Origin of the sequence: Picosynechococcus sp. PCC 8807 (assembly GCF_001693295.1) — a bacterium.
Classification (GTDB): Bacteria; Cyanobacteriota; Cyanobacteriia; order Cyanobacteriales; family MRBY01; genus MRBY01.
In genome coordinates, this window is record NZ_CP016483.1 from 694,229 (window position 1) to 711,992 (window position 17,764).

Sequence of the window (17,764 nt, forward strand, 5' to 3'; positions counted from 1 at the left end):
CTCGATTGAGGGTAAGACTTCAATGCCTTGGACAATACATAAAATTCAACCCCAAGATATCGCGCGAGTGGGTCTTGGGGTTTGGTTTATTCTGCTTCGACTAAATCCGGTTGAACACCGCGGTCAATCACTTCAATATCCCATTGCCCCGTGCGATCGCCTTCAAAAGCTATCCAACGACCATCGCCACTAACGGTAGGATTACGCACTTGACCGATGTAGGTACGGGTCAGATTTTGGCTTTGGAAGGTTTGGCGGTCGTAGAGATAAATATTGGTTTTTCCTTCCTGCTCGGAAGTGTAGACAATGAAGCGACCATTACGGCTAATGTCTGGCTGGTCATAGAACACATTGGGTTGATTTAAACCGGGCAGGGGCAAAAGCTTGCGTTGGGCGAGATCATACAAAAAAATACGCCGTTGTTGGCGGCGATCGCTACTAAAGACCAGGTAACGGCCTTCATCGGAAAGGCGGGGATTTTTTTCGCTATGGAGACTATTGAGATTATTGCCAAGGGGGTCGGCTGGGGGCGTCACAAAACTGGTACTCTGGCAGCCGATACACAAAATCCCTAGAAGGGCGATCGCCCAAGCATGGTTCATGAATCCGAGGTAGCGGACTGATTCGGGAGGGCACAACAGTTCACATTATCCAGGCACACTTTCCCCCACTGTAACGCCCAGCGCACCAGGGAAACGCGATTATCCGTCGCCGTTTTTGTCAAAATATTACTAATGTGGTTGTCCACCGTGCGCTTGCTAATGTCGAGGCGCGCCGCAATCTCATGGTTCGTCAGACCCGCTGCCACCAAATCGACAATTTCGATCTCCCGTTCCGATAAAGCCGCTTCACTTGCCGTCTTTTCCGTAGCCATAGACCCTTCTTTTGTCTGTGTATTGTTATTTTCCTATTGTAGGGGAGGTTTTCACGTTGGCTAGATTGTACACAATTCCCTCCCCCAGACAACTAAAGATTTAACCCCGGAAAATCGGCGATCGCCATCGTCGAACTGACAAGCTGCATCCCGGCGGCGGCAAATCGATCAAAGGCTTGATCGGCCTGGGCTGTAAAATCAACTACCCCAGGAATCACGACCGGAGAAGTACAGTCCTCCAAAAGATAAACTTTCTTTGCTAAGGCTGGATCATGACGCAAAATTTCCGAGAGTAAATCGTCCACCGTCCAGGCTAGACAGTGACTTTTCGCCTGCCCCGCAATAATCAGCGCATCAAAGGCCAACAATTTTTGCAGGAAACGGGTATTTTCCTGAGCAATGGGTTGTCCATGGGCATCGTCTAAGACCTCTGGCCGCAACGCAGAATAATTTTCCGTGAGGGGATTATCTCCTTTAATTTCAAAATGGGTTTGGCTATGGCGCACTAAATTATGGAAAAACAGAGCCTCTTCCACCGCTGGCACAAGGGCATGGCCAATTCCTCCGAGCATGGCGTGGTAGGGCCAAATCGTCAGGGGATATTTCCCTGCTTGGCTGAGTTGGGCGGTGTAATGGCGGGCATACTGTTGTAAGTCTTCGTAGTCGTGCTTCGTACTAAAGGCGATCGCCGGATTGACGCGCCAAAGACCCTGTTCAACCTCCGCAAAGCTAATATTGCTCGCGGGTTGGGGATGTTCGCCTGCTCCATTGACCCAAAAGACCGGGTGAAAAATTTGCACCGCCTTGTGGGTGTCCATGGTGGGGGTAACGGTGGTAATTGTTCCGAGATTTCGGTAGATAAATTCACACAAACGTCGGTTATCTTCCACGGCCCCCAGTCCCGATTGGCCGCCGACAAACAGTTCAAACTCCGGGATACAAAAGGTATTTTGCACATCGACCATCAGCAGACAAACGCGACAGCGGTCAGTGGTGGCCGGCTGAATCCCGTGTTCCTTGGCCCAGGTTTCAGCCGCGGCAGCCCGGTCTAGATAGGGGACACGCCAGATCTCACCAACGGTCTGGGGATTAAAAAAAGCAGGAATGGGGAGTTGGTTCGCCATCATCGACACCTCAATTGGCAACAGATATTTTCGCCACACCCCTATTGTGGTGTTTTAAAAACACATTGTCAAATCGGGGTCAGCCGAGGGAAAGACGATCGCCCAGCTTTAGTTACATCGGCCGGAGCGACAATTTGCATCATGTATTTTTAGGATTAATTCGATGTGCTTTTGTCGTGAAGTGTTGATTTTTGTTATAGTTTCCCAGGTTCAACATACAATTGTTGCCATTTAAAAGCGTATCTTTAATTACATTGCGTTGATTTTTTAAACCGTTTAATAGCAAGCAACCACTCCACAAAAGTCTTCCTCCTAACACTTACTGGAACATTTTCCTCACAAAAATTATTTCAGTAAATCAAGTTAGAGGCTGATATTTCGTGATATGGCCCGGACAAATTTGCTCTGATTAATTACTCAAATTGTCCGCCAATTCTGTGCAGTTGAATTTATTTGATAACGGAGAAACATTTCTATGGCGATCGCCGTAATTACCGAAAAGTTACTTGCTGCCAAAAAAGCAACAGGTCTTAATTTTGCGACCCTCGGCGAAAAAGTTGGCCGCGATGAAACTTGGGTCGCTGCTGTATTCTACCGTCAAGCCAGTGCCGATGAGACGGAAGCAAAAACCCTCGTCACCGCCGTCGGTTTACCGGAAGATTTCGCCGCAGCACTTACCGAACCGCCCCTCAAAGGTTCCCTAGAGCCCGTCATTCCAACCGATCCGTTGATCTATCGCTTCTACGAAATCATGCAAGTGTATGGGATGCCAGTCAAAGCAGTGATCCACGAAAAATTCGGCGATGGGATCATGAGTGCCATTGATTTTTCCATTGAAGTGGATAAGGTCGAAGACCCCAAAGGCGATCGCGTGCAAGTAACCATGTGCGGCAAATTTTTACCCTACAAAAAATGGTAAGCCATTGAAAAGTGATTGGGTTTTTCTTGTTTGAATTTTAAGCTTGATGTACATAGCAAAGTCCCTAGATTTTTGACAGAATCCAGGGACTTTTACTTGGTTTAAACGCACAAAATCAAGGGCTGATTTTAAGGATTAGAGGTGGCCACTTGGCTCTGGGCTTCCCGGAGTTTTTCTTGATCCTTACGACGTTTTTTCGCATAGAGTTGGATTGCGGCGGCCATAAAAACAATCAACGCCAGAATTAAACCCCCTGTCCAATTGAGGGGCAAACTATTTTTAAACACGGCCAACATCACAATGGTTACCAACAGGAGGGTCGGCGCTTCGTTGAGGGCGCGGAACTGTTGACCTGTCCAGGTGCAAGTGCCTGCTGCCAGCTTGCGCATAATCCGTCCGCAGAAGAAATGGTAGACCAATAACAGGACAACCAAGGCCAATTTCGCATGGAGCCACCAGGCTTTTAGAACCCCCGGTTCGGTACTGATCACGGCGATCGCCATGGCCACAGTCACAAACATTCCCGGTTGGGTAATGATGTTGTAGAGGCGCTTTTCCATCAACTCATATTGTTTTTTGAGGATGCTCCGGGCGGGTTCGGGTTCCTTTTCGGCTTCGGCATGGTAGACAAAAAGGCGCACGAGGTAAAACAACCCCGCAAACCAAACCACCACACCGATAATATGGAAAGCCTTGAACCAAAAATAGGCCTGGGGAGCAATCTCTGACCAAAACTGTGTCATAGCAAGTTTCGATAAAAATCTTTATATCGTTTTTAGTCAGTGTAAAAGGGGCTGGGGGCGATCGCCGCAGTTTTTTCCGAAGTTGACATTAAATGTTAAATTCCCCGTCACTGCCAAACCAAGCTGGAGAAAGGAGATCACCGTAGACCACGCCGTGATTTTCCCTGGCAAGGTTTGTATCCCCACTGGGACTCACCCGCCAAATGGGCCAGGTTTCCTCCCCCATCACCCCGGTTTGGAATAGGACATCCTCAGCATATTGCTCGCTCCAGCCCAACAAAATGGCATGGCTATATTCGGCTTCGATATTGGGTTGGAGGGTGATACTCCGTTGGGTTTTGGCATCCCAGACCACCGCAAAATCTGACATCACGCCACTGTTAAAAAAGCCTTCAAACTGCCGCGCCAGGAGCCTTTGGCCATCGGCAGACCAAGATACGGGAATCAATAGCGAAATTAAACCTGCAGCATCGTTACCTTCGACTTCTTGAAATGCTTGGGGAGCGAGGGGCGATCGCGCCATTACCGTGCTTAAAATGCCTGTTTGCAAATTTTCCACAAATAAAACACTGGTGACCTGACTTTCCTGGAGTTGCGGGCGCAGTGCTAACTGGATACGACTGTAGGCGGCGTACTGATGGCGACCATTATTTAAGGCAGGACTGCGACACACATCGGCACTACTCTGGTTCCCGGCGGCCACCGTAGCTTGGGTCTCTAAAATCCACTGCCAAGGGATAGGGAAAGGGCTGTGGAGTGGATCCGTAATGAGCTGGGGGTCGGCGGTGGAGATAGACATGATCTCAGGGGGGGAAAGAGCGGCAAAAAAAGGATAGAACGGCCAGGAAATGGTTTACATAAACCTGAGCGGTGGGGTCTCTAGGGCATTAGAATAGCGATAAATTATTGTGCCGATGGCGACGACAACTGTGAGTTCATCTTCACCCCACCCCCCAATACCGTCAACGAAATCCCGCTTTTCTGTAACAAAATGGATCATCGCAACCTTGGGCCGCACAGCGCTTTTGCTGGGTTCTGGTTTCGGGGCGATCGCCTTGGGGATCCTGGTGGGTCATTTTATGCCACGGGCCGCGCCAAAACCGCCATTATTTTTACGGTTATGGGCGACAAATTCTGCTGGAATCGCTAAGCCGACCCTCAACGAAACCATTGCTGAATTATCGGCTGAAGACCGGGCCGCCATCGAACAAGAAATTGCCGGTATTCAGGCCCAACTGGATGTCCTCGAAGCGCGCACCCAACAACTAGAGGCAGAACTCGATCTGAGTCAACAACAGGCGGATCTCGGCGATCGCCTCAACAATTTGACCGAACTCCTCGCCGCTGATCCCAGCACCTTTGACCCCCAGGCGATCCCCGCAGCAACTTCGCAAAATCCAGAACCGTTAAAAATCACCCTGCCCAGCAATGCCCTATTTAGTGCCGATGGGCAACTCGCCGCCGATGCCGCCGAAATTCTTGGGGCGATCGCCATCGATCTCCAGCAACAGGAGCGGCAAACGATCACCATTCGCAGTTATCAAGTTGGGGACGATGCCACTAAAGCGACAAGCCTTGCCCAACAGCAGGCCCAGGCCGTCCAAACTTACCTGGCCGAGGCTCTCCCCGGTGATTATCGTTGGCTCGTGGTGGGCTATGGTGAACAAGCCGCCGCTGACCCCCCAGAAGACACAACGGAAACCAGCAGCCAAGCCCGCCTTGAAATTAGTACCCAGTAGTTACCGGTTTTGTCGATGGATCTCCTTGATATCTTGCGCCAGGATTACCAAAACTTTCCCCAGGATCAAACCTTTGCCATCTACAGTGACGATGTTTTTTTCCAAGACCCCCTCAATCGGTTCCGGGGGCGCGATCGCTATCAAAAAATGATTGGTTTTTTAGGGCGCTGGTTTCGGGATATTCACTTGGAACTCCACGACCTCCAGCAAACTCAACAGACCATCCGCAGCGAGTGGACTTTATCCATGACCTGTCCTCTGCCCTGGCAACCCCGATTACGCATTTCTGGCCATAGTCTTTTGGAAATCAACGCTGATAACTTGATCGTCTCCCACATTGATTACTGGCAAAAACCGCCCCTAAAGATTTTGCTGCAAGTTTTTCAACCGTCTCCCTAGCTTATTTCTTTTACGCTCAGACAGATTTTGTTTGCCATTGCTGTAAAACTTCAACGAGAAATTCCGCCAACGTGACCCCATCAACCCCGGCAACAGTTCTGGCCTGGGCGGCGCGAATTCCGGCCTGGGCGTGCCACCAAGCGGCTGCTGTAGCGACCTCTAAGGGTGCTTCTGGATGTTGGGCCAAAAGGCCACCGATTAAACCAAGGAGAACATCGCCACTACCGCCTCTAGCTAAAGCTGGGGTACTTTCTGTAATGCAATGGGTCACGCCATCGGGACGGGCAATAACAGTTTTTGCCCCCTTCAAAAGGGCGATCGCCCCGGTCAGTTGGGCCGCCTTTTGGGTCATCTGGAATCGGTCGGCGGTGATGGGGATTTGGTCAGCAAATAGACGCTTAAATTCGCCGAGATGGGGCGTCAAAATTGTGGGGAAATGACGGTTTTGAAGCACTTCTAAATCTTCCTCGGCTAGCCAATTGAGGGCATCGGCGTCTAACACTAGAGGCACTTCCCGCGGCATGAGGTCAGGCATTAAATTAGTCGCCCCCGCAAGGGTCAGACCACAGCCACAGGCCACCGCTTGATATCGGGAAAAGTCTAGGCTTGGCAGTTGGGCGATCGCCCCCGTTTCATCCTCCGGGCAACCAAGCACCAAGGCTTCCGGCAGTTGGGCCACCACCAATAATTTCAAGGATTCTGGCACCGCAATGGTGAGCATACCAATCCCCGTTGCCCGCGCCCCCAAAGCCGCCAGCAGCACACTGCCCAGGTAAGTTTGGGAGCCACCAATGAGCAATAAATGGCCCTGTTTGTATTTATGGGTTAACGGCGATCGCCCCAGGGGTAACAAACGTTGTAACAAGCTTTGGGAAATGCCTTGAATCGTATTTTTGGCAGATAAAGTTTCTGCAATTAAATGGGAGGGAATACCAAAATCAAGGCGGTTAATTTTACCTAGATAAGGCGTGGCGGCATCCTGGCCGTAGGCTCGTTTCCAAAGCCCTAAACAAAGACTTTCCGTTGCTTGAATCGCTGTACCCAACACTGCCCCGGTATCGGTATGGAGCCCCGAAGGCAAATCGATACTGACAATGGGCCGTCCTGATTCATTCAGTTCATCGATTAATAAACCTAAATCTCCCGTAATCGGCCGTGTTAAACCAAAGCCAAATAAACCATCAATAATTAAATGACTTTCCAGAAAAATATCAAGATCTTTTGTATGGGGAATTCCTAAAAATTGTGCATAATCCCAGTGGCTTTGGGTCAGGGATTTTAGCTTTTCTAGGGGACGAAATAAGCATATTTCATAACCCGCAAAAGATAACTCCCGCGCAACAACTAAGGCATCGCCACCATTATGACCAGGCCCCACTAAAACGCTAATTTTTCGATAATCTTTTAAAGGATAATGATTTTGAATATATTGGGCAATTAACCCCGCCGCCTTTTCCATAAGGGCTGGTATCGGCATTCCTTGGTTAAAAATTGCTGTTTCAAGGTGCTGCATTTGGGCAGCAGTGACAAAAATCTGGTCAAGCTCAAGCATTTTTTTCTAGATAACGGTAAAAGGTCAATTAACTTTTAAAATACTCATTTTTCGGTAATGCCATGGCTCTTGCCCAAAACCCAATGGCGACGGAAAAAACGATAAAGGGATGTTTCTTCTAGGGCCAGATAAATGGGTCGTCCATGGGGACAGGTGCTTGGATTTTGACACCCTTGCCAACGATCAATAATTGTTTGCATGGCTGGGAAATCTAGCGGTGTGCCATTACGGACAGCAGTCCGGCAGGCGATCGCTACCTGGGCGGCATCGAGATCTCCCCCTAGGCTGAGTTCTAGTAAAGCTGCTTCTAAGTCAGGATTATCTTGCAAAGCGCTCGGAATGGTATTCACTCGCCAAATATTTTCCCCAAAAACTTCCAGTTCAAGGCCAATATTCTCTGTTAATTGCTCGATTTGCTTAGGAGATAAATGGTTTAAAAGTATCGGTTGGGAGAGAGAAACCAACTGCCAATTTTTGTGTAAATCTTCATAGATTGCCCGCTCATCGGCAATGTGCTGTTCTACCAGCCAAATCCCTTCGGTATGCTCCACTAAAATATAGGTATTGCGAGCTTGACCAATCACTTTTAAGGATTTTTTTAATGGATTTTCTGAGGTAATATCGGCTTGTTTTTCTAATGATTTAAGTGAATAACTTTCTGATTTTTCTGCGGCTTGAATGAGATTTAAAACCCGTTGATTTTCGATACGCGGCAAACTCACTTCACTAAAACTTAAACTTTTGGCGATCGCCTGAGGGATAATCTCCTGCCAGAGGGCTTGATTTTGCAGATAAATTTCACTTTTTGCAGGGTGACGATTCCAGTCGATTTGTTCTGGCGGCACGTGGAGATGGACAAAACAAACGGGATGGCGATCGCGCGGCAGTGTGCGAGAAAAAGCTTTCATCATCGCCTGCTCTAAGGCCGAAAATCTCACAATTCTTCCGTTTATGCCAAGCTTTAACCAGTCAGCTTGGTGGCGGTGACAACGGTCTGGTAAACCAAGGATTAATTCTAAATAACTTGTTACAAAACTAGGCTGATATTCTGTTAGAAAATCTGCGGCTTGATAGCACCGATAAAGTAAGTCTTGAATATTAATTGATTTCAGCAGTTGCGGCAAAATATCCTGGGCATTTTTTCCAGCACTAATGGCAAACCAGGGTTGATTATTTTGGGTCACTTGCCAAGTAATTTGTGGCTGACATAAAGCTAAATGATAAATAATTTGCTGGGCGGTTTTTAATTGCTGGGCGATCGCCGGTAAGGCATGGCGTCGCACCGGAAAATTCTGAAAAATATCTGTCACCGTCACCATCGTTCCCACGGCCATCGGCTTGAGCAGTGGTTCCGAAACATGATTTTGCTGCACTGTGAGTTGATAACCGGGTTGCCCATCTTGGCAACTGGCGATGGTCAGCTTCGCCACCTGGGCAATGCTGTGGAGAGCTTCCCCCCGGAATCCGAGGCTTTTGATGTGGGCTAAATCTTGGCGATCGCCAATCTTACTTGTCCGGTGGGGGAGGGCGCACTGTTGCAAATCCTCCAAATCCATTCCCTGACCATTATCTACAACGCGAATTTGCCAACGTTGGGGCTGAATATCGATGTTAATGCGTGTCGCCCCGGCATCAATGGCATTTTCTGCCAACTCCCGTACCACTGCCGCTAGGGAATCAATCACTTCACCGGCCGCAATTAACTGGATGACATCATTAGGGAGTTGTTTGATATTAGCCATTTAGCTTTAAATAATCATTTATTTGCTGTCTAAAAAAGGTTTGACTATATTTAGACTGTTACTAGCTAAATCTTCTTCTTTTAAAGGCTCAAAATTAATGAAAATTTGATGCCTGAGGCTATCAATATCCTTGATGCCAAATAATGATATGTAGGAATAAGCTCGAAAACCAAGTTTTGATTTTTTTCTTGCAAATATTTCTGTATGAAAAATGTTTTCCTGCACCCCATGAGCCTTTGACTATCACAACTTTAAAGTTGTCATCTTCAAGAAAATTATCAAGGCTTTTTTGAATAGGGGGTGTCATGAATCTATCTAATAAGAAGAGTGCCTCAATAAAAAAGGGCTTTAATTAAATAATTAAGCCCCTTTTAACTTTGAATCGTTTAGAACAGATCGATATCTGTCACTGCACCTTTACTACTGGTGGAAACAATCTTGGCATATTTACCCAAAACACCACGCTTATAACGAGGTTCACGGGGTTTCCAAGCGGCACGACGTTTTGCCAGCTCCTCATCAGAAACATTGATTTGCAACAGTTTTTCGTGGGCATCGATGGTGATGCTGTCTCCTTCTTCCACGAGGGCAATATTGCCACCCACAAACGCTTCAGGGGCAACGTGTCCGACCACGAGACCATAGGTTCCGCCAGAGAAACGACCATCGGTGATCAGACCGACAGAATCCCCTAGACCAGCGCCAATAATTGCGGAGGTGGGCGCTAGCATTTCCCGCATTCCGGGGCCACCCTTCGGCCCTTCGTAACGAACAATCACCACATCACCAGCAACAATCTTGCCAGCCAGGATTGCATCGAGACATTCTTCTTCGGACTCAAAAACACGGGCAGGGCCAGTGATCCGGGGATTTTTTACGCCGCTAATTTTCGCGACGGAACCTTCTTCGGCCAAGTTGCCCTTGAGGATCGCCAGGTGTCCTTTTTCGTACATCGGCTTATCCCAAGGACGAATCACATCCTGATCGGGAGAGGGTTCGCTGGGAATGTCAGCGAGGGTTTCAGCGACGGTTTTGCCAGTAATTGTTAGACAGTCGCCATGGAGAAGACCGTGATCCAAGAGCATTTTCATCACCTGGGGAATGCCGCCCGCTTTGTGGAGATCGGTAGCCACGTAGCGACCAGAGGGCTTGAGGTCACAGATGACGGGGACGCGCTGGCGGATGGTTTCAAAGTCATCAATGGTAAGATCCACACCGATAGTATTGGCGATCGCCAACAAATGTAAGACTGAATTTGTCGAGCCGCCCACGGCCATAATCACAGAAATCGCGTTTTCAAATGCCTTGCGCGTGAGGATGTCCTTCGGCAGGATCTGCTTCTTGATCGCATTGACCAAAACGCGTGCCGACTCTTCCGCACTGACAGCTTTTTCTTCGTCTTCGGCAGCCATCGTCGAGGAGTAGGGCAAACTAATCCCCATCGCCTCAAAAGCCGAGGACATCGTATTGGCAGTGTACATGCCGCCGCAGGAACCCGCTCCCGGACAAGCATTTTTCTCAACGGCTAATAATCTTTCTTCGTCGATTTTTCCGGCGCTAAATTCACCCACTGCCTCAAACGCACTGACCACCGTGAGATCTTCCCCGTCTAAATGACCGGGTTTGATCGTGCCACCATAGACAAAAATTGCGGGAATATTCATCCGGGCGATCGCCAACACTGCCCCCGGCATATTCTTATCACAACCGCCAATGGCGAGAACCGCATCCATGCTTTGGCCATTACAAGCCGTCTCAATGGAGTCAGCGATCACATCACGGGAAACCAAAGAATACTTCATCCCCTCCGTACCCATGGAGATCCCATCACTAATGGTGATCGTCCCAAACATCTGCGGCATCGCTCCCGCTTCCCGGATTGCCTTATCCGCTCGCTGGGCGAGGTCATTGATTCCCATATTGCATGGCGTAATCGTACTGTACCCATTCGCCAAGCCCACAATTGGTTTACTAAAATCATCATCCCCAAAGCCCACAGCCCGGAGCATGGCGCGGTTTGGGCTCCGCTGATGACCTTCGGTGACTACCCGGCTACGTCGATTGTCGCTCATAACAAATAGAAATCAAGATTTACATCAAAATAACCTTTCTATTGTCCTTTTTTTTCGAGCTTTTGGATAGGGACTGCCTAAAGTTAACCACGACTACTCAGGCACAACCGGGCAATACTGGGGAGCCGTCAGCACCAACGCCAAAATAACCTGAACCGTCTCAAAAAAGCCCATGAGCCACTGGCACTCTGCCTTGGGCTGGTCTTGATATTGTCCGAGCAGAAGATTGAGGGCTTGCATCAGTTCACCATAGGTTTCTGGCGCGACCAATACCAATTTCAACAACAAAATACTGTGGGTTAAATATTCCCGCTGAATCATTAAAACGGGCAGAGGATGGGATAAATCTTGCAAATGTTCAGGATTGAGTAGGTAATGGATCAAATTGCGACAAACATCAGTAATCAGCGCCCGGTCTAGGGTGATACTGTCTCCTGCGGGATAACACTGTTTCAGATGTTGCAAAATCTTATCGGGCAGCCACTTCAAACGGCGTGGTGAAGTCATGGCACAGAACAAATAGTCAACAAAATAGGGCTGCCAAGTGACAAAGGTGTGCTCGTCTGTCTGGGCTAAAAATTGCGTGGCGATATCTGGGTAACTGGGCTGCTTTTTAACCACTAAACGGTGAATCAGATTCAGGGTTACATCTTCAATGAGGGTAGGATTTTTAATGGCCTCCCCTGTCGCTGTCATTTTTCCCTTCGTTGACAGGTACATCACCAAGCGGTAGCGATAGCGGTTATTAAATAGTTGGTAAAGCAGCTTAGAGGCCCGTTGTTGTTCGGGGGAAGATTGTGGATCTGTCGCTTGGGCAAATAACATAAAACCGACATAGCGATCGCCCCAAGTCCGTTGATTTGTCTCACTAGGAGGCGCCAAGACCCGCAAGACCCGACATTCCTCACTCTGAATAAATCCCCGTAGCCAATCCTGAAATCGCTCTGTGGTCAACGACGCATTACCCGTCTGCGATGTTGGCGTCAACAGCAAATGGGCCAGTTGAGTAATGTGCTGGATGCTTTCTTGATTAAGGCAAGTTTCGATAAATAGATAACAACACCGTTTAAGAACCGCAATAAATCCCGTGCGCCGATTGCCAATAATCAGCTGATAACTTGCTTGTTGCAGGGGTTCCGGACATTGGGCCGTGTCATAACCAACGAAAAACCCTTGAAATAACCCCAAGAACTCATCAAGAGAAGCGGTTTGTAGCGTTTGGGCAAAGAAATCAAAAACAACCTGTTCAGGGGGGATTTCTGGCTTCGGTAACGATGATTCTACGGGAGCTAAGGAGGTTTCAAAATCACGGCCTGGAGTCATGTCCGGGATCATCTCTGTTGATTGCAGTACTGTCTCTTCCGATGATACATTGGCTCGCCCTGATGGGTCAGTCTTTGGGCTGCGGCGAACCGATTTCGACGTGATCGGCCGTAGGTGGTTCAGTGGCAACAGTTGCTTCATGATGTTTCTCCCCCCAGCAATCCCCAGTTTTCTTGACTACCTCCATGATAAAGTTCCAGGTCTGTTGAGCATTGCTTTCCTGGACAATTCAAAGAAAAGCTTTATACTTCATTGCTTCTTTAGATATATAGCCAAACTTTATTGTAAATTCACATTGGCGCAGGCCCTGTCAGTTACTCAAAAAAACAATGGCCTCCCCGAAAATTTGGGGAAGGCCAGCACAGTATTTATGTTTTGACGGCGTCATGGAAAATGACAGTCCGTGAACTATTCAGTCGGTTCTTCGAGAGCTTTTTGAGTTTCGGGGCTTTTACCCAGTTGTAGTTTGACAACTTTTTTCGCTGCGGGAACAACTTTGGGCAGCTTCAGGGTAAGAATGCCATCTTTAAATTCTGCTGTGGCATTTTCGTGGTCGACGGCGACCGGAAGCGCAATGGTGCGGTCAAATTTTCCATAGCGGAATTCAGAATGATAGCAGCCTTCATCTTCTTTTTCTTCTTCGTATTTATATTCCCCGGAGAGGCGGACTGATTCACGGGTCAACTGAATATCGATATCGTCAGCGGCAATGCCAGGAAGGGCGGCTTTTAAGGTTAATTCTGCGTCCCCATTGAGTAGCTCGACAGAGGGACGCCAGGGGGAGCGACCTTCCCCTTGCCAGCCGGCAAGTTCATCGAGAATGCGATTCATTTGGGTCTGAACTGTTTCTAGTTCAGAAAACGGCGAGAAATGTACTAAAGACATATATGACCTCCTAAGAGAATCGACTTCTTGCTACATTTTTATTGTCTACTATCTTCAAGGGGTTTGTAGATGACAAAAACCGTATTTTTTTGGTGGAATTACCGCAGAATTGCTGCTTTTTCTTGGGATTACAAATTGCATTTTTTTAGGAAAAATTTAAGGGTTTTTCGATCACCATTGGGGCTGGTTGGCCATTCCCCCCGCAAAAGGCGATCGCCACCGGACAGAGCCTCCCTGCCGATGGGGTTTCTCAATCCGGCCCCAGAGCCCTAAAAATATCGGCTTCAATCCCACCTAGATTGATGGCGCAAGAAAGGCTCAGGAATGATACGATGTCACTTGCTGCGATAGGTTTTAGAACGATTTCATATGGCGGAAACTTTACTTTTTAATGCGCTGCGTCAAGCTATCGATGAAGAGATGGCACGTGACGAAACTGTCTTCGTTATGGGCGAAGATGTGGGTCATTACGGCGGTTCCTACAAGGTAACGAAGGATCTTGCGAAAAAATATGGTGACCTGCGCGTTCTGGATACACCCATCGCAGAAAACAGCTTCACCGGGATGGCTGTTGGCGCTGCCATGACTGGACTGCGGCCGATCATCGAAGGGATGAATATGGGCTTTTTGCTGTTGGCCTTTAACCAAATTTCCAATAACGCTGGGATGTTGCGCTACACATCCGGCGGTAATTTTACAATTCCAATGGTGATCCGTGGGCCTGGGGGGGTCGGTCGGCAGTTGGGGGCTGAACACTCCCAGCGTCTAGAAGCCTATTTCCAAGCTGTCCCTGGTTTGAAGATCGTCGCCTGTTCCACCCCTTACAATGCCAAAGGTTTATTAAAAGCGGCGATTCGTGACGAAAACCCCGTGCTTTTCTTTGAACACGTGCTGCTCTACAACTTGAAAGAGAATTTGCCCGATGGGGAATATGTGCTGCCCCTCGATAAGGCGGAATTGGTACGGGAAGGGAAAGATGTGACGATTCTGACCTATTCGCGGATGCGTCACCATTGCACCCAGGCGATTAAAACCCTCGAAAAACAAGGCATCGATCCAGAATTGATTGATCTCATCTCCCTGAAGCCCATCGATATGGAGGCGATCGCCAAATCCGTGAAGAAAACCCACCGGGTGATCATCGTCGAAGAATGTATGAAAACGGCGGGGATTGCGGCGGAAGTGATGTCCTTGATCAACGAGCAACTGTTTGACGAATTAGATGCCCCCGTAATGCGTCTCTCGTCCCAGGATATTCCCACCCCCTACAACGGTACCCTGGAGCGACTCACCATCGTCCAACCGGACAACATCGTCGAAGCAGTGCAAAATATGTTGGCCCTGAACGTCTAAACACCAGCGACCAACTGCGGTTCATCCTCCTAGATCCATCATGCAAAAACAACGGTTAATCATAGTTGCAATTCTTTTTTTGGTGGCGATCGCCATCACGATTTTGACAACCTTACCCCTCCAGCTCGGTCTGGATCTCAAAGGTGGTGCCCAATTGACGATCCAGGTGCAACCCAATGCCGAAGGAGTCGTCGTTGAGGCCGATGATACAGCTGCCGTGAAGCGAGTCATCGAAAATCGCATCAATGGTCTAGGAGTAGCCGAACCCATCACCCAACTCGTGGGGAACGACCGGATCCTCGTGCAATTGCCTGGAGTGACAGATCCTGAGCAGGCTGAACGGGTTCTCGGTGGCACGGCCCAGCTCGAGTTTCGGCCCCAAAACCCTGGCACCGAAGCCGAATTCCAAGAAAAGTACGCCCTCCGTCGCCAACTCGACGCCCAGTTAACCAGTCTCCGTGGCAGTGCAAGCCCTGCCGCTAGCGATGCCGAGATCGAAGAATTAGAAACCAATATTGACAGTCTCGATCAAGAGATCCTCGCTCTGTTTGAACCCGTTGGTCTAGTCGGCGAATACGTCACCAATGCCCAACCAGCCCCCACCCAAACGGGCAACAGTTGGCAAGTTTTTCTCAATTTCAATAGTGAAGGGGCCGAACTTTTTGCAGAAATCACAAAAGGTCTAGCTGGTACAGGCCGGAGTGTCGGCATTTTCTTAGATGATGCCCTCCTCAGCGCCCCCACCGTTGGCCCAGAATATACCGCCCAAGGGATCGCCGGAGGGAACGTGACCATTACCGGCAACTTTGATATTGATACGGCCAGTGATCTCGCGATTCAGATTCGGGGTGGGTCGTTACCCTTCCCGGTGGCCGTGGTCGAGAACCGTACCGTAGGGGCAACCCTAGGCCAAGATTCCATTCGCCAAAGTATCTATGCAGGGATTGCGGGCCTAATTCTGGTGTTGATCTTTGTGGCAGTCTATTACCGTTTGCCAGGGCTGATCGCAGATGTGGCGTTAGTGGTTTATACCCTCCTCACTTTGGCCTGCTACTCCCTTGTGGGGGTTACGCTGACGTTACCGGGGATTGCTGGTTTTATTCTCAGCATCGGTATGGCCGTGGATGCCAATGTGCTGATCTTTGAGCGCACCCGGGAGGAAATCTATAAGGGAAATACCCTATACCGGGCCGTGGAATCGGGATTTTTTAACGCTTTCTCCAGCATTCTCGACAGTAATGTCACCACTTTGATCGCCTGTGCGGCCCTCTTTTTCTTGGGTTCGGGTTTGGTAAAAGGTTTTGCGTTGACCTTGGCGATCGGGGTGGGGGTGAGTATGTTTACGGCAGTGACTTGCAGCCGCACTTTACTGCTGTTAACGGTATTGGGCTTACCGGCGGTGCGTCAAAATCCCAAGTTGTTTGCGCCCAAAGTCCCTAACTAATTTTCTTTGCCCTCTAGTCTGTTGTTAACCCGATGACTTTTAAATTTAGCGTCATTAAACAGCGTCTCCTTTGGTGGTCCATCTCGGCGATCGCCATCCTTGCGAGTGTGTTGTTTATGGGCATTTCCTTCAACCAACTCCAAGCGCCCCTCCGACCCAGTCTCGACTTTGTTGGGGGCACAAAAATCCAAGTGGCCCTCGACTGTACGGTGGCTGGCAACTGTACTGATCCTTTAGAAACAGCGATAATTCAAACCGTGGTGAATAACCAGGGGGTCGGCAGTAGTACGGTGCAAATTTTGGGCCAAGAGCGGACAACGTTTTCGGTGCGGACGCCGCAGCTTGATGTGGATCAACGCAGCCGTTTGCTCGACGCCCTAGAATCCGAAGTGGGCGCCCTAGATCCTGGCACGATCCAAATTGACTCGGTGGGGCCAACCATTGGTCGGGAATTGTTTGTCCAAGGGATGCTCGCCCTCCTGGTTTCTTTTTTCGGGATTATTGTCTACTTGAGTATCCGCTTTCAGTTCGATTATGCGCTGTTTGCGATCGCCGCATTGTTCCATGATGTGCTGGTCACGGCTGGTGTCTTTGCGCTACTCGGTCTGGTGTTGGGCGTTGAAGTAGATAGCCTTTTCCTCGTGGCCCTACTGACGATTATTGGTTTTTCTGTGAATGATACGGTAGTCATTTATGACCGCGTTCGTGAGAATCTCAAGGCCGACGAGGGAGACAACATCGATCAAGTTGTTGATCATTCCGTCCGGCAAACCCTGGGCCGTTCGATCAATACCACCCTCACCACCCTATTGCCGCTGGTGGCGATCTTTTTGTTCGGTGGTTCGACCCTCAAGTTTTTTGCCCTCGCCTTGATTATTGGGTTTATTTGCGGCTCTTACTCTAGTATTTTTGTCGCCAGTACCCTCTTGGCCTGGTGGCGTAACCGTAATGGCCAACCCCCCACGGTCACCAAAGAAGCGGTGAATGTTACAAAATTGTCCTAGCCATTGCAGGGGAACTTCCCGGTAACGGCGGCAATCCCAGGATTTGGCCTGACCCACTCGGTAAAGATGTTTAGGGTGAAAAAATATGGGCGATCGCCAACTTCAGGAAGCACCAACAGACCATCATTTCAGTCCCTTGGCCCGCAAGCTGGTGCGGTTCACTTTCCTCTGGCGTTGGCTATTGGTCGCCTTGCTGTGGCTGATCTTGGGGAGCTACGGCGTTTGGGCGTTGCGGGGAGAATTTGCCCTCTGGCGTGATCATCTCACCTGGGCCGTGGTGCGCTTGAGCCTCGGTTACCATTACTGGGCCAGCGTTGCCTTGACGATCTGTGTCGCCTATACCTGTGCTGTTTTGGTTTGGCATAGCCAGAAATTAACCCAAGGCTGGTCTCAACGGGAAAAGTATCGTTTCAATCAATGGGCAGAAAAATTAACCCGAAATCAGCAGCATTGGCTTTGGTTTTTTCTAAGGCGTTTATAGTTTGACTTCAGCCATCTATAGGGTGTCAAAAGAAAAACAGCCAGCATTCGCAAATACGCCAAATTACTGAAAGCGGATCTTCTGGGAGAGCGAGTCGCTGAAACTTTTCT

18 protein-coding genes are annotated in these 17,764 nt (G+C 49.1%); 7 read left to right on the forward strand and 11 right to left on the reverse strand.

Annotation, left to right across the window (positions count from 1 at the left end; translation table 11 throughout):
- Window positions 1–86 precede the first annotated feature (86 nt).
- The 3 genes from AWQ24_RS03320 to AWQ24_RS03330 form a co-directional block, all read right to left on the reverse strand.
- Window positions 87–602: a PD40 domain-containing protein gene (locus AWQ24_RS03320; protein WP_065716005.1), complete on the reverse strand. Its 516-nt coding sequence runs from the start codon at window positions 600–602 to the stop codon at window positions 87–89.
- Window positions 599–874 (reverse strand): LuxR C-terminal-related transcriptional regulator, encoded by a 276-nt coding sequence (locus AWQ24_RS03325; protein ID WP_012306270.1) that lies wholly within the window; start codon window positions 872–874, stop codon window positions 599–601. The genes AWQ24_RS03320 and AWQ24_RS03325 overlap by 4 nt, the downstream gene beginning before the upstream one ends.
- A gap of 92 nt (window positions 875–966) precedes the next feature.
- Window positions 967–1,998 (reverse strand): isochorismatase, encoded by a 1,032-nt coding sequence (locus AWQ24_RS03330; protein WP_065717289.1) that lies wholly within the window; start codon window positions 1,996–1,998, stop codon window positions 967–969.
- 475 nt (window positions 1,999–2,473) lie between these two features.
- Between AWQ24_RS03330 and cynS the strand changes: the two genes are divergently transcribed.
- Window positions 2,474–2,917 (forward strand): cyanase, encoded by a 444-nt coding sequence (cynS, locus tag AWQ24_RS03335; RefSeq protein ID WP_012306272.1) that lies wholly within the window; start codon window positions 2,474–2,476, stop codon window positions 2,915–2,917.
- 128 nt (window positions 2,918–3,045) lie between these two features.
- Here cynS and hemJ read toward each other — a convergent pair whose 3' ends face one another.
- From hemJ to AWQ24_RS16385, 3 genes are all read right to left on the reverse strand, one after another.
- Window positions 3,046–3,660, reverse strand: a complete 615-nt coding sequence (gene hemJ, locus AWQ24_RS03340; RefSeq protein WP_065716006.1) for a protoporphyrinogen oxidase HemJ — start codon at window positions 3,658–3,660, stop codon at window positions 3,046–3,048.
- 88 nt (window positions 3,661–3,748) lie between these two features.
- The gene (locus AWQ24_RS03345) at window positions 3,749–4,459 is read right to left on the reverse strand and encodes a hypothetical protein (RefSeq protein ID WP_062432515.1); all 711 of its coding nucleotides are present in this window, start codon (window positions 4,457–4,459) and stop codon (window positions 3,749–3,751) included.
- 54 nt (window positions 4,460–4,513) lie between these two features.
- Entirely contained in the window at window positions 4,514–4,660 is a 147-nt protein-coding gene (locus AWQ24_RS16385) for a hypothetical protein (protein ID WP_156785464.1), read from the reverse strand.
- A 7-nt stretch (window positions 4,661–4,667) separates the two neighbouring features.
- On the opposite strand from AWQ24_RS16385, the gene AWQ24_RS03350 reads away from it, so the two are divergent.
- Together AWQ24_RS03350 and AWQ24_RS03355 are read left to right on the forward strand one after the other, a co-directional pair.
- Window positions 4,668–5,399 carry an OmpA family protein gene (locus AWQ24_RS03350; RefSeq protein WP_198161504.1) on the forward strand — a complete coding sequence of 244 codons (732 nt, stop codon included), beginning with the start codon at window positions 4,668–4,670 and terminating at the stop codon, window positions 5,397–5,399.
- A 15-nt stretch (window positions 5,400–5,414) separates the two neighbouring features.
- Window positions 5,415–5,798 carry a DUF2358 domain-containing protein gene (locus tag AWQ24_RS03355; protein WP_065716008.1) on the forward strand — a complete coding sequence of 128 codons (384 nt, stop codon included), beginning with the start codon at window positions 5,415–5,417 and terminating at the stop codon, window positions 5,796–5,798.
- Between the two features lie 16 nt (window positions 5,799–5,814).
- On the opposite strand, the gene AWQ24_RS03360 is transcribed toward AWQ24_RS03355, so the two are convergent.
- From AWQ24_RS03360 to AWQ24_RS03385, 5 genes are all read right to left on the reverse strand, one after another.
- On the reverse strand, window positions 5,815–7,350 hold the full coding sequence (locus tag AWQ24_RS03360) for a bifunctional ADP-dependent NAD(P)H-hydrate dehydratase/NAD(P)H-hydrate epimerase (protein WP_065716009.1): 1,536 nt from the start codon (window positions 7,348–7,350) through the stop codon (window positions 5,815–5,817).
- A 44-nt stretch (window positions 7,351–7,394) separates the two neighbouring features.
- Window positions 7,395–9,092: a DNA mismatch repair endonuclease MutL gene (gene mutL, locus AWQ24_RS03365; protein ID WP_065716010.1), complete on the reverse strand. Its 1,698-nt coding sequence runs from the start codon at window positions 9,090–9,092 to the stop codon at window positions 7,395–7,397.
- Window positions 9,093–9,478: 386 nt separating this feature from the next.
- On the reverse strand, window positions 9,479–11,164 hold the full coding sequence (gene ilvD / locus AWQ24_RS03370) for a dihydroxy-acid dehydratase (protein ID WP_030005899.1): 1,686 nt from the start codon (window positions 11,162–11,164) through the stop codon (window positions 9,479–9,481).
- A 93-nt stretch (window positions 11,165–11,257) separates the two neighbouring features.
- The gene (locus tag AWQ24_RS03375) at window positions 11,258–12,628 is read right to left on the reverse strand and encodes a hypothetical protein (RefSeq protein WP_232318861.1); all 1,371 of its coding nucleotides are present in this window, start codon (window positions 12,626–12,628) and stop codon (window positions 11,258–11,260) included.
- 267 nt (window positions 12,629–12,895) lie between these two features.
- The gene (locus tag AWQ24_RS03385; RefSeq protein WP_065710181.1) at window positions 12,896–13,372 is read right to left on the reverse strand and encodes an Hsp20/alpha crystallin family protein; all 477 of its coding nucleotides are present in this window, start codon (window positions 13,370–13,372) and stop codon (window positions 12,896–12,898) included.
- Between the two features lie 369 nt (window positions 13,373–13,741).
- Here AWQ24_RS03385 and AWQ24_RS03390 point away from each other — a divergent pair, with 369 nt between their 5' ends.
- The 4 genes from AWQ24_RS03390 to AWQ24_RS03405 all read left to right on the forward strand — a co-directional run bounded on the left by AWQ24_RS03390 (window position 13,742) and on the right by AWQ24_RS03405 (window position 17,654).
- Window positions 13,742–14,725 (forward strand): alpha-ketoacid dehydrogenase subunit beta, encoded by a 984-nt coding sequence (locus tag AWQ24_RS03390; protein ID WP_012306284.1) that lies wholly within the window; start codon window positions 13,742–13,744, stop codon window positions 14,723–14,725.
- A 40-nt stretch (window positions 14,726–14,765) separates the two neighbouring features.
- Complete coding sequence (secD, locus tag AWQ24_RS03395) at window positions 14,766–16,169, forward strand: protein translocase subunit SecD (RefSeq protein ID WP_012306285.1); 1,404 nt, start codon at window positions 14,766–14,768, stop codon at window positions 16,167–16,169.
- 32 nt (window positions 16,170–16,201) lie between these two features.
- The gene (gene secF / locus AWQ24_RS03400; RefSeq protein WP_065716013.1) at window positions 16,202–17,173 is read left to right on the forward strand and encodes a protein translocase subunit SecF; all 972 of its coding nucleotides are present in this window, start codon (window positions 16,202–16,204) and stop codon (window positions 17,171–17,173) included.
- Window positions 17,174–17,258: 85 nt separating this feature from the next.
- Entirely contained in the window at window positions 17,259–17,654 is a 396-nt protein-coding gene (locus AWQ24_RS03405; RefSeq protein WP_012306287.1) for a hypothetical protein, read from the forward strand.
- Window positions 17,655–17,764 lie beyond the last annotated feature (110 nt).